Source organism: Streptomyces adustus, assembly GCF_009377175.1.
GTDB classification, from domain to species: domain Bacteria; phylum Actinomycetota; class Actinomycetes; order Streptomycetales; family Streptomycetaceae; genus Streptomyces; species Streptomyces adustus.
In genome coordinates, this window is record NZ_VJZD01000290.1 from 1 (window position 1) to 11364 (window position 11364).

General features: G+C 74.0%; 12 protein-coding genes and 1 pseudogene. 6 read left to right on the forward strand and 7 right to left on the reverse strand.

The window, feature by feature from the left end; genetic code table 11:
* From FNH09_RS49230 to FNH09_RS40235, 3 genes and pseudogenes are all read left to right on the forward strand, one after another.
* Nucleotides 1–241, forward strand: a pseudogene (locus tag FNH09_RS49230) (lipid-transfer protein); the annotation flags it as partial.
* A 5-nt stretch (nt 242–246) separates the two neighbouring features.
* Nucleotides 247–663 (forward strand): Zn-ribbon domain-containing OB-fold protein, encoded by a 417-nt coding sequence (locus FNH09_RS40230; RefSeq protein ID WP_152894818.1) that lies wholly within the window; start codon nt 247–249, stop codon nt 661–663.
* On the forward strand, nt 660–1433 hold the full coding sequence (locus FNH09_RS40235; RefSeq protein WP_338017833.1) for an enoyl-CoA hydratase/isomerase family protein: 774 nt from the start codon (nt 660–662) through the stop codon (nt 1431–1433). The genes FNH09_RS40230 and FNH09_RS40235 overlap by 4 nt, the downstream gene beginning before the upstream one ends.
* Before the next feature lie 70 nt (nt 1434–1503).
* Here the strand turns inward: FNH09_RS40235 and FNH09_RS40240 are convergent, their stop codons facing one another.
* Both FNH09_RS40240 and kbpA read right to left on the reverse strand, forming a co-directional pair.
* Nucleotides 1504–3849, reverse strand: coding sequence for an outer membrane protein assembly factor BamB family protein (locus tag FNH09_RS40240; protein WP_162469817.1), 2346 nt, complete (start codon nt 3847–3849; stop codon nt 1504–1506).
* A gap of 188 nt (nt 3850–4037) precedes the next feature.
* Entirely contained in the window at nt 4038–4772 is a 735-nt protein-coding gene (kbpA, locus tag FNH09_RS40245; RefSeq protein ID WP_152894819.1) for an AfsK-binding protein KbpA, read from the reverse strand.
* Between the two features lie 121 nt (nt 4773–4893).
* Here kbpA and FNH09_RS40250 point away from each other — a divergent pair, with 121 nt between their 5' ends.
* A complete protein-coding gene (locus FNH09_RS40250; RefSeq protein WP_152894820.1) occupies nt 4894–5541 on the forward strand; it encodes a TetR family transcriptional regulator in 648 nt (215 codons plus the stop codon).
* A gap of 75 nt (nt 5542–5616) precedes the next feature.
* Here FNH09_RS40250 and FNH09_RS40255 read toward each other — a convergent pair whose 3' ends face one another.
* Nucleotides 5617–6093: a nitroreductase family deazaflavin-dependent oxidoreductase gene (locus tag FNH09_RS40255; RefSeq protein WP_162469818.1), complete on the reverse strand. Its 477-nt coding sequence runs from the start codon at nt 6091–6093 to the stop codon at nt 5617–5619.
* Complete coding sequence (locus FNH09_RS40260) at nt 6090–7298, reverse strand: acyl-CoA dehydrogenase family protein (RefSeq protein WP_152894827.1); 1209 nt, start codon at nt 7296–7298, stop codon at nt 6090–6092. The genes FNH09_RS40255 and FNH09_RS40260 overlap by 4 nt, the downstream gene beginning before the upstream one ends.
* A 115-nt stretch (nt 7299–7413) precedes the next feature.
* Here FNH09_RS40260 and FNH09_RS40265 point away from each other — a divergent pair, with 115 nt between their 5' ends.
* Together FNH09_RS40265 and FNH09_RS40270 are read left to right on the forward strand one after the other, a co-directional pair.
* On the forward strand, nt 7414–8589 hold the full coding sequence (locus FNH09_RS40265) for a thiolase C-terminal domain-containing protein (RefSeq protein ID WP_152894821.1): 1176 nt from the start codon (nt 7414–7416) through the stop codon (nt 8587–8589).
* A 46-nt stretch (nt 8590–8635) separates the two neighbouring features.
* Nucleotides 8636–9331: a pyridoxine/pyridoxamine 5'-phosphate oxidase gene (locus tag FNH09_RS40270; protein WP_152894822.1), complete on the forward strand. Its 696-nt coding sequence runs from the start codon at nt 8636–8638 to the stop codon at nt 9329–9331.
* A gap of 16 nt (nt 9332–9347) precedes the next feature.
* Here FNH09_RS40270 and FNH09_RS40275 read toward each other — a convergent pair whose 3' ends face one another.
* The 3 genes from FNH09_RS40275 to FNH09_RS40285 form a co-directional block, all read right to left on the reverse strand.
* A complete protein-coding gene (locus FNH09_RS40275) occupies nt 9348–9950 on the reverse strand; it encodes a GNAT family N-acetyltransferase (RefSeq protein ID WP_152894823.1) in 603 nt (200 codons plus the stop codon).
* Nucleotides 9951–10061: 111 nt separating this feature from the next.
* Nucleotides 10062–10463 (reverse strand): OB-fold domain-containing protein, encoded by a 402-nt coding sequence (locus FNH09_RS40280; protein ID WP_162469819.1) that lies wholly within the window; start codon nt 10461–10463, stop codon nt 10062–10064.
* Nucleotides 10460–10912 (reverse strand): DoxX family protein, encoded by a 453-nt coding sequence (locus FNH09_RS40285; RefSeq protein ID WP_152894824.1) that lies wholly within the window; start codon nt 10910–10912, stop codon nt 10460–10462. The genes FNH09_RS40280 and FNH09_RS40285 overlap by 4 nt, the downstream gene beginning before the upstream one ends.
* Nucleotides 10913–11364: the final 452 nt, after the last annotated feature.

Genomic DNA, 11364 nt, shown 5'->3' on the forward strand with positions numbered 1-11364 from the left:
CGCGGGCGGCTCGGCGGCGGACGGCGGCGCCAGCTTGGTGACCGGGTCGATCAGCACGGGCCGTTCGCCGTGCGGCTTGTTCACCGTGACGTCGGCGAGGTACGTCCACGGCTTCAACCTCATCACCGAGGGCGTGAAGCAGCTGCGCGGAACCAGCACCGCCCAGGTGCCCGGCGCCTCCACCTGCCTGGTCACGGCCGGCGAGGGAGTCCCCACGTCCGCGCTGCTGCTGAGGAGTTGACCGACATGCTCTCTCCCGTCATCGATCCCGACGGCGCCCCGTTCTGGGAGTACGCCGGCCGCGGCGAGCTCCGCGTCCAGGCCTGCGCCGACTGCGGCGAGGTGCGTTTCCCGCCCCGGCCCTGCTGCCCGCACTGCCGCTCCTTCGCGAGCGAGTGGCGGCGGACGGACGGGCGCGGGCGGATCTGGTCCTACGTCGTCGCCCATCCGCCGCTGCTGCCCGGCTACGCCGAGCAGGCGCCGTACAACGTCGTCCTCGTCGAGCTGGCCGACGCGCCCCGGATCCGGCTGGTCGGCAACCTGGTCGGCGGGGCGGGCGCGGCGCTGGACTCCGTGCCCGCCGACCGGGTCCGCATCGGGGCGCGGGTGCAGGTCGTCTTCCGCGACGACGGGCTCCCGCAGTGGGTCCTGGAGCGGCCGTGAGCGGGGTGCGGGTCGGCGCGGACAAGGACACCGGTGTCGCCGTCGTCACCCTCGACCGGCCCGACCGGCTGAACGCCGTCGACCTCGACATGGCCGCCGCGCTCGCCGCCGTGTGGCAGGAGTTCCGGTACGACGACACCGTACGGGCGATCGTGCTCACCGGCGCCGGGGAGCGGGCGTTCTGCACGGGGCTTGACCGGGACGCGGTCGTGCCGCAGCCCGGGTCGCCGTACATGCAGGACGATCCACTGCTGCGGATCGGGCCGAAGGCCAACGACCTGTGGAAGCCGGTCGTCGCCGCGGTGCGCGGGATGGCCTGCGGCGGGGCCTTCTACCTGCTCGGGGAGAGCGAGTTCGTGGTCGCCGACACGACCGCCGCCTTCTTCGACCCGCACACCACGTACGGCATGGTCAGCGCCTACGAGTCCGTCCTCATGGCCCAGCGGATGCCGTACGGGGAGGTCGCCCGGATGGCGCTGATGGGGAACGCGGAGCGGATCGGGGCGCGGCGGGCGTACGAGATCGGGCTGGTCAGCGAACTCACGCCGCCGGGGCAGGCGTTGGCCGCGGCCGTGCGCTGCGCGGGCGTCATCGCCGGGTTCCCGACGGAAGGGGTGCAGGGGACGGTGCGGGCGCTGTGGGCGGCCAAGGAGGCCGCGCGGGCGCAGGGGTTCGCCCAGGCGCCGCACCTGATCGCGCTCGGGAACCTGCCGGCCGAGCGGCAGACCGGGCTGTTCCGGGCCCGGCGGCGCACCCACCGGACCCGCTGAGCACCGGAGCCGCCGCCGACGGCGTCGTCGCCGAAGCCACCGAGGCCGCCGCCGTCACCGCCGGGGCGGGTCAGGTCGTGCGGGCCGTGCCCGTGCCCTTCTCCGCGTCCAGCGCGTACACGCAGCGGTCCTTGCTGCACGCGTACACGACGCCGTCCTTCACCACCGGCGAGCCGGTGATCTCGCCGCCCGTGGCGAGCTTCCAGCGCAGCCGGCCGTCGTCGGCCTTCAGGGTGTAGAGCAGGTGGTCGGTGGAGCCGAAGTGGATACGGCCCTCGGCCACCGTGGGGGCGCCCACGATGTCGCCGCCCGCCTGGAAGCGCCACTTGGGTGTGCCGGTGACCGCGTCCAGGGTGTAGAGGCCCCGGCCGCTGCCGACGTGGACATGGCCCGCGGCCACCAGGACCGGCTCGATCGAGGACCGGGCCTCGGTGGCGATGCGCCAGCGGTCGCGGCCGTCGGTGGCGTCGAGCGCGTAGACCGTGCCGAGGTAGTCGGCCAGGTACACCCCGCCGCCCGTGACGGCGGGGCCGGGCACGAAGGCGGGCGGGGAGAGGAACGCGGCCGGGGCCTCGAAGTGCCAGCGCACCCTTCCGGTGGTCACCTCGACGGCCAGCACCCGGGTGCCCGCGCACAGGTACACATGGCCGTCGGGGGCGTGGGTGACGCGCACCGGCACTCCGCCGCAGGAGGCGGCGTCGCCGATCGGGTACGACCAGCGTTCCTCGCCGGTGCGCGCGTCCAGGGCGCACAGCCGGGCGTCCTGCCAGACGTACACCGTGCCGTCGTGCAGCGCGGGGCCCGCCTCCGGCGACTCGAAGTCGCTCTGGCAGCCGTTGATCTCCCACAGGCGCCGACCGGTGGAGGCCTCCCAGGCCTGCACCCCGCCGCCGCGCGTGCCGGTGACGACCGTGCCGCGCTCGGCCTTCAGGGAGTACACCCAGGCGTCCGTGGAAAGCCGCCACAGGTCGCCGCCCTCGCGGGCGTCCAGGGCGAACAGGGTGGGGCCGTCGGAGGCGTGCACGCGGCCGTCCGCGACCGCCATCGACCAGGCCACGTCCCGGGTCTTGAAGCGGCGTCTGCCGGTCGCGACGTCCAGGGCGTGCACCTCGAAGGAGGTCACGTAGACCAGGTCGCCGGCGACCGCCGGTGTGCCCCACACGTCGTTGGACATGCGGAACCGCCAGGGGCGCCAGCCGGCCGCCGCCTCCGGGGGCGCGGGCGGCGCGGGTACGACGGGGTCGGCGCCGTTGACGCCGGGGCGGGGTCTGGCCCAGGACGCGACCAGGCCGGCCTCCGGCGGGGGCGCCTTGACCGCGGCGGCCCGGGCGTCGGCGACCCGCGGTCCGGGTCCGATCGGCACCGCGGCCCCGGCCAGCCGGACCGGGCCGTTGTCGGGGGCGGCCACGGGGACCGGGCCGGGCGGCAGCGCCGGGACGGCCGGGTCGCGCGAGGGCGGCGGCGGCACCGGGGCGCGGCCACCGCTGCGCGGGCCGCCGACGGCCTGCTTCACCGGCGGGCGGCCGCCGCGGCGGGTCTCGATCAGGGCCACCGCCTTCTCGGGCAGCCAGGCGGACGCGGTGCCGCTGTCGTCGGAGCCGGAGCCGAAGAGGTGGGGGGCCAGCTGGGCCTGGAGGTCGGCCGGGTTGGGGCGGCCGGTGGCCTCCATCTGCATACAGGACTCGATGAGCGGGCGCAGCTCGTCGGGGAGCCCTTCGAGGTCCGGGCCCTCGCGCAGCAGCATGAAGACCGTCTCGACCGGGTTCGCGCCGTGGAAGGGCGGATGTCCGGTGGCGGCGAAGACCAGCATCGAGCCCAGCGAGAACACGTCGCTGGCGCCGGTGACGCTGCGGGAGTCCTTCGCCTGCTCGGGGGACATGTAGGCGGGGGTGCCGACCGCCACGTTCGTCATCGTCAGACGAGTGTTCGAAACGCCGGAGGCGATGCCGAAGTCGATCACCCGGGGGCCGTCCTCGACCACGAGGACATTCGAGGGCTTGAGGTCACGGTGGACCAGCCCGGCGCCGTGGATGGACTGGAGCGCCTCCGCGACGCCCGCGGCCAGCCAGCGCACCGCCTGGGCCGGGAGCGGCCCGCAGTCGTTCACTATCTCTTCGAGCGAGGGCGCGGGGACGTACGCGGTGGCCAGCCACGGCACCGCGGCGCGCGGATCGGCGTCCACGACCGCGGCCGTGTAGAAGCCGGAGACCGCACGCGCCGCCTCCACCTCGCGGGTGAAGCGGACCCGGAAGAGCTGGTCCTCGGCGAGCTCGGTGCGGACCGTCTTGATCGCCACGCGCCGGCCGGACGCCGAGCGGGCGAGATAGACCAGCCCCATGCCGCCGGCACCCAGCCGTCCCAGCACCTCGAACGGCCCGATACGCCGCGGATCGTGCTGCGTCAGCTGATCCACCACTTGCCCTGCCACCTCCCCGTACGGGCCGCACCACCCACGTGTGCAGCGACCCCGTGCAGCGTCTCACCACCGCACCGCCGTGGCGGCACGCACCCTGATTCTTCCTGGCCCGGCCACAGGTTGCGAACCCGGGGACAATCGGGATGTCTGCCATGCTATTGGGGGATATCAGGGCAAACATCAGGCGTTCAGCGCTCCAGCAGCGCGAAGGACGCCCCCTGATTGTCGCTGACGACGGCCACGGTTCCGTACGAGGCGTCGAACGGTCCCGCCTGGACCCGGCCGCCGAGCCGCTGGACGGTCCCGGTGGCGGCCGCGCAGTCCCCGACCCGGAAGTGGACGAGGAAGTGCGGCGGCATCTCGGCCGGGAAGACGTCGGCCACCGCGGCCCGGCCGAACTCGGGCTCGGCCCCGGCACCGAACAGGGCCTCGTGGAAGAGAGCGCCGTAGAAGGCGTTGGCGGCGGCCGTGTCGCGGGCGTAGAGCTGGACCCAGGCGAAGGTGCCGGGGGTGCCGCGGGTGCCGAAGCCCGGGTAGGTGCCGGGCTGCCACAGCCCGAAGACCGCGCCCTCGGGGTCGGCGGCCAGCGCGGCGACGCCCAGGTCCCCGTCCCGCAGCGGCGCCCTGACGGCCTGCCCGCCGGCCTGCTCCACCCGCCGCAGCAGCGCCCGCACGTCCGGGGTCGAGAAGTGCACCGTCCACACCGTGGGCATCCGGCCGTCCGTCTTGTGCGCGAGCGCGGCGACGGGCTCGCCGTCCTTGCGGGCCCACACCGAGGTGCCGTACGCGTCCTCGTACGCCCACCCGAAGAGCTCGCCGTAGAACCGCTTGCCCGCCTCCACGTCGGGAAGCTGCGCGTCCACCCAGCAGGGAACGCCCTCCCGGACGCCCCCTCCGTACCCCGATGCCCAGTTTTCGGCCATACCGCCAAAGTAACTGGGCCGCACGCACCCCGCAGACCAGCACATCAGCCCCCATACCCTCGTGCACCCCATTTGCAGTCGGCCGAATCGCGCTCCGATCACCCCTCGGTAAGCTGACGGCATGACAGGACAAGTGCGTACCGTCGACGGCCGCGTGGCCGGCCGGCGTGGGCAGGCGACCCGGCAGAAGCTGCTCGACTGCCTCAGCGAGATGCTCAGCTCCTCCCCTTACCGGGACGTCAAAGTCATCGATGTCGCCCGGAAGGCGGGCACTTCGCCCGCCACCTTCTATCAGTACTTCCCGGACGTGGAAGGTGCCGTCCTGGAGATCGCCGAGCAAATGGCCGCAGAGGGCGCCGAGTTGACCGAGCTGGTCGCCGGACGCTCCTGGGTCGGCAAGGCGGGCTGGCAGACCGCGCAGGAACTCGTCGAGGGTTTCCTGGAGTTCTGGCGCCGCAACGACGCGATCCTCAGGGTCGTCGACCTCGGTGCGGCCGAAGGGGACAAACGGTTCTACAAGCTCCGGATGAAGATCCTGAACTCGGTGAACAACTCCCTCTCCGACGCGGTCGCCGAGTTGCAGTCCAAGGGCAAGGTCGACAAGGACGTCAATCCGGCCGCGGTCGCCGGTTCGCTGGTCGCGATGCTCGCGGCGGTCGCCTCCCATCAGAAGGGCTTCACGTCCTGGGGCGTCAAGCAGGCCGAACTCAAGCCCAATCTGGCGCTGTTGGTGCACCTGGGCGTGACCGGCAAGAAGCCGACGAAATAGCCGAGACCCTCTTTCCAGGTACCGAGTCCTGTCAGGCAGGCGGCGGCCCACCCGGGTGGACCGCCGCCTGCCGCACTATCTGCGCACGATTCCGAAGAGCCGTATCTCCCGCTCCACCCGCGCCTGGTAGGCCGCGTACGGCGGCCAGAACACCAGCGCATCCGCCCAGGCCGCCGCCCGCTCCTCCCCTGCCAGCAGCCGCGCCGTGACCGGGATGTCCTCGCCCCCGACGCTCACGGACGCCTCCGGGTGCGCGAGCAGGTTGTGGGTCCAGGCGGGATGGTCGTCGCGGCCGAAGTTGGAGCCGACCAGGAGCCAGCCGCGACCGTCCTCCTGCGGCACGCACGCCAGCGGGGTGTGCCGGGGCAGCCCGCTGCGCGCCCCGGTCGAGGTCAGCACCAGACCCGGCAGCATCTGCGCGCTGAGCAGCACCTTTCCCCTGGTCAGCCGGTGCACCGCGCGGTCCAGGCCGGGGATGACGTGCGGGGCGACCCTCGCGAAGCCGCGGGTGGCGGACACCCGCCGCACCAGTCGCACACCGAGGGCGGTCACACCGTCACCTCCCGTCGCTCGAAGAGCCTTGCCGTCCGGGCCGCGTGCTCGCGCAGCCGGTGCACCGGGCCGAACAGCAGCTCGTCGCCCGTGGCCCGCTTGAAGTACAGATGGGCCTCGTGCTCCCAGGTGAAACCGATGCCACCGTGCAGCTGCACGGCCTCGGCGGCGGCCGTCCGCAGCGCCTGGAGGGCCTGCGCGAGGGCGAGCCCGCCGACCCGCTCGCCCCGCGCGGTCGCCCACGCGGCGTAGTACGCGGCCGAGCGCGCCGCCTGCACCTGGACGTACACGTCGGCCAGCCGGTGCTTGACCGCCTGGAAGGAGCCGATCGGCCGCCCGAACTGCTCACGGCGTCCGACGTGCTCCACGGTGCGCTCCAGCACCCGGTCGGCGGCCCCGACGGCTTCGCAGGCCAGCACGGCCGCGGCGGTGTCACCGACGGCGGCGAGCACCGGCAGCACGCCGCCCTGATCCCCCGGCTCCGGCCGCTGCCGCTCCTCCCCCAGCAACTCGGCCTCGACCTCGCGCAGTTGGAGGCGACCCTGCGGTCTGGTGGCGTCCAGCGTGGTCTGCCGCACCCGCACCAGCCCGGCCGCGTCGCCGGGCACGAGGAACAGCAGCGTGCGCGAGCGGGCGAAGCCACCGGTGTGCGCGGCGACGACGAGGAGCCCGGCGCTGTGCCCGTCGAGGACCTGGTCGACCTCCCCGTACAGCCGCCACCGGCCGTCGGCGTGCCGGGCCTGCACCCCGCCGGCCCGGCCGCCGCCCGCCCAGTCGCCGCCGTTCGGGCCGGTCAGGGCGAGCGCGGTGGCGAGGGCGGCGCCCGGCACGGCGAGGGCGGCGGTCAGCTCGCCGGCCGCGATCCGGGGCAGCAGCCCGGCGCGCTGGTCCTCGGTGCCGAGGGCGAGCAGGAGGGGGGCGGCGAGGGCGGCGGTGGCCAGCAGCGGGGTCGGCGCCAGGAAGCGCCCGGCCTCCTCGCAGGCGAGCGCGAGATCGGTGGCCGGGCAGCCGGCGCCGCCGTACCGTTCCGGCAGGGCGAGACCGGGCAGGCCGAGCCGGGCGGCGAGGGCCTCCCAGAGGCCGGGGTCGTGACCGGCGGGGCCGTCGGCGGCGGCCCGCACCTCCCCCGGTCCGCAGCGCTTGCGCAGCAGCTCACGAAGGGTGCGGCGGATGTCGTCCTGTTCTGCGGTGAAGCCGGCGTCCATGGGGGCCACCCACCCTCTCCCGATCTGACGGCTCGTCATGTTAGGGCGGACGCCCGCGGATGCACAGGGCCTCGACGCCTGCCGCCGCCACAGGATCTGATATACCGTCAGATTCATGTCGCTGCCAGGAAACCGAAGGGCCGCCGTCGTCGGCGCGGCGCTCTCCCGCTGCGGCCGCGTGGACGACGCGACCGCGTACACCCTGCACGCCCAGGCGGCCCGCCGCGCCCTCGCCGACGCCGGACTGGACCGCTCGCTCGTCGACGGCTTCGCCTCGGCGGGCACCGGCGTCCTCGCGCCCGTGGAGGTCGCCGAATACCTGGGACTGCGCCCCACCTGGGTCGACTCCACCGCCGTGGGCGGCTCCACCTGGGAGGTCATGGCGGCCCACGCGGCGGACGCGATCGCCGCGGGCCACGCCAACGCCGTCCTGCTCGTCTACGGCTCGACCGCCCGCGCGGACGTCAAAGCCGGCCGGCGCACCGGCGACCTCTCCTTCGGCGCCCGCGGCCCGCTCCAGTTCGAGGCGCCCTACGGCCACACCCTGATCGCCAAGTACGCCATGGCCGCCCGCCGCCACATGCTCGAACACGGCACGACCATCGAGCAGTTGGCGCAGGTCGCGGTCCAGGCGCGGGCGAACGCCGCGCTGAACCCGGAGGCCATGTTCCGCGACCCGATCACCGTCGACGACGTCCTGTCCGGCCCGATGGTCGCCGACCCGTTCACCAAGCTGCACTGCTGTCCGCGCTCCGACGGCGGGGCGGCGGTGCTGCTGGTCGCCGAGGAGTACGTACGGGACTGCCGTACGGCCCCGGTGTGGGTCCTGGGCACCGGGGAGCACGTCTCCCACGCCGCCATGTCGCAGTGGCCCGACTTCACGGTGTCCCCGGCCGCGGTGAGCGGACGGCTCGCGTTCGAGCGGGCGGGGGTCGGGCCCGACGAGATGGACTTCGCGGAGATCTACGACGCCTTCACCTACATGACGCTGGTGACCCTGGAGGACCTCGGCTTCTGCGCCAAGGGCGAGGGCGGGGCGTTCGTGGAGAAGGGACGGCTGAAGGTGGCGGGCGGGGAACTGCCCGTGAACACGGACGGGGGCGGCCTCTCCGCCCAGCATCCCGGGATGCGGGGACTGTTCCTGCTGGTGGAGGCCGTACGGCAGCTGCGCGGCGAGGCCGGGGCACGGCAGGTGCGGCGGCCGGACGGCGAACTGCCCCGTCTGGCGGTCGCCTCCGGCACGGGGGGCTGGTTCTGCTCCTCGGGGACGGTGGTGCTGGGGCGGGACTGAGCCGGACGGTCGCGGTGGTGGCGGGCGGCTGCGTGATACTCGGGGCATGGCAACGGATCTTCACGAGCTGCTCAGGTCGCTGCGGGTGTGGGACCCGGCGGCTACCGGGCTGCCGCCCTTCGACCCGGAGGCCGCGCCCGGCGACCCCCTCGCGCTGTTCACGGCCTGGTTCGCCGAGGTGGTGGCGGCCGGGCAGACCGAGCCGCACACCATGTCGCTGGCGACCTCGGACGAGGAGGGCCTGCCGGACGTACGGACCGTGATGCTGCACGGCGCCGACGCGGACGGCTGGGCCTTCGCGACCCACGCGAGCAGCCGCAAGGGCCGCCAGCTCGCCGCCCGTCCGTACGCCGCCCTGGGCTTCTACTGGCCGGTCCAGGGCCGCCAGGTGCGGGTACGCGGCCCGGTCGCCGTCGCCCCGCCCGGGGAGGCGCGGGCCGACCTGCACGCCCGTTCCACCGGGGCGCTGGCCGCGGCGCTGACCGGACGGCAGAGCGACGTCCTCGGCTCGGTGGAGGAGCTGCGCCGGGCCTCCGAGGACGCCTGGGAGCTGGCCCGGCGGGCACCGGACACCGCGGTCGGGAGCTGGACGCTCTACCGACTCCGGCCGACGGAGGTGGAGTTCTTCCAGGGCGACGAGCGACGCCGGCACGTGCGGCTGAGGTACCGGCGGGAGAGCGCCGACGCGGGCGCGGGTACGGGCGCGGGTGCCGGTTGGGCCAAGGAGCTGCTCTGGCCGTGAGGCCGCCGTACGCCGGTCAGGGCAGGTGCGGTTCCGGGTCCGTCGCCAGGCGGGCGTGCAAATGGCTGTCGCGGAACGCGTCGTGGCGGCCCGCCTCGAACATGGCGCCGCGCAGAGTGCCCTCGTAGCGGAAGCCGCAGCGCTCGGCGACCCGGCAGGAGGCGTCGTGGTCGAGGGCGTGGTCGAGTTCCAGCCGGTGCAGGCCGAGGTCGCCGTGGGCCCAGCGGGCGGCGACGGCCAGGGCCCGGGTGGCGACGCCCCGGCCGCGGGCCTCCGGCAGGACCCAGTAGCCGACCCGGCCGGTGCGGAAGACGAGGTCGATCGCGTTGACGCCGACGTGTCCCAGCGTCGTACCGTCCGCCGCGTCCGTGACCCGGAACGACGCGCTGGTCCCGTCGGCCGCGGCGTCCTGCTTGGCCCGCAGCGAGGCGCGGGCGCTGTCGAGGTCCGCGACGAGCCTGAGCGGGGTGTTCCAGCGCCGGAACTCCCGGTCGGACAGCCCGCGCAGCCAGGCCTCGACGTCGGCGTCCCGGTCCGCGCGCCAGTGGCTCAGCCGCAGCCCGTGGCCGTGCAGCTCGGGGAAGAGGGAGCCGTTGGATCTGTCGCTCGTGGGGGCCATCGGGCCATTGAAGCCGGTGCACCGGGGATCGGCAGCCTCTTTACGCCCCTGTCGGCCCCCGGCCCGCGGCGATCACGGCCGCAGAGGTCACGGTCGGTGCGGCCGCGGCGGTCACCGCCGTCCCGGCCGGAACACCGGGACCCCGTCGCGGAAGGCGACCTCCAGTTCCGCCCCCGCCCGCAGTCCGTCGGGCCCGCACTCCACCACCTCGGTCATCATCCGCGGCCCCTCGGCGAGGTCGACGACGGCGGCGACGTACGGGGTGCGCTGCCCGAAGGGCGGCAGGTCGTTGCGGTGGACCACGGACCAGGTGTAGAGCGTGGCGCGGCCGCTCGCCTCCTGCCAGGCCACGTCCTCGCTCCAGCAGTGCGGGCAGAACTCGCGGGGATAGTGGTGCGCCCGTCCGCAGGCCCCGCAGCGGCGGATCAGCAGGCGCCCGTCCGCCGCCGCGTCCCAGTAGACGCGGGTGAAGCCGTCGGGTTCGGGAAGGTCGTACCGCGGGCCGCCGCTCACCGGAACCAGCCGAGCGCGTCGTCCAGCGACCAGGTCTGCCACGACATCCCGAACAGGGCCACCACCGAGATGAGCCCCATCATCGAGTTCTGTCCCTGCTCGGCCCAGTCGTGGATCATCAGGACGAAGTAGAGGGCGTTGAGCACCAGCCCGCCGACCAGGGCGACGGGGGTCAGGAAGCCCGTGATCAGGCCCAGTCCGAGGGCGAGTTCCGCGTAGACGACGACGTACGCCATCGTGCGCGGCCTGGCCGCGACCACGGTCTCGAAGCCGGAGCGGACCGCGCTCCAGCGGTGCCGCGCCGCGACGTCCGCCGCCCACGCGATGCCGGTGCCGTTCGCGAACCAGTCCTTGCGGTCCTTGTGCCGCCAGCTCTCCAGCCACCACAGGCCGAGCCCGACCCGCAGCACCGCCAGCCATTCCGCCCCGTCGAGCCAGATCGTGTCCATGTCCCCGGACCCACTCTCCCGCCGACCCCGCCCATCACATCTGACGGTACGTCAGTTCAGCGGACGGGCGGCACTTTCGCAAGATGCCCGCGGCCCACGACTTCCCGGGCGCCCCGCAGGCCGCCGGAAACTCCGAGCGTCCGCCAGGAAGCCCGCACACATGGAAGCTGTGCGTCCGCGCTGAATCCGGGGTTATTGTTGACGATTTTGTTGGCGTCCAACTACGTTCACCAGCACGCGGCGTCCGATCTTCCCGTCTGTCTGATCGGGCGCCGCCCACCGCGCCTGCACATTCGGGCGGACTACGTCACACGTCCCACCCATCCGTCCCCCAGGCGTGATCAATCCGCAACCAATTCCGGTCTTGACCGAGACCCATCAATCCTGTGCGTGATTACGCTCGCGCTCATGCCCGACTCGACCGACTCCACCGACTCCACCGAGCCCGCGCC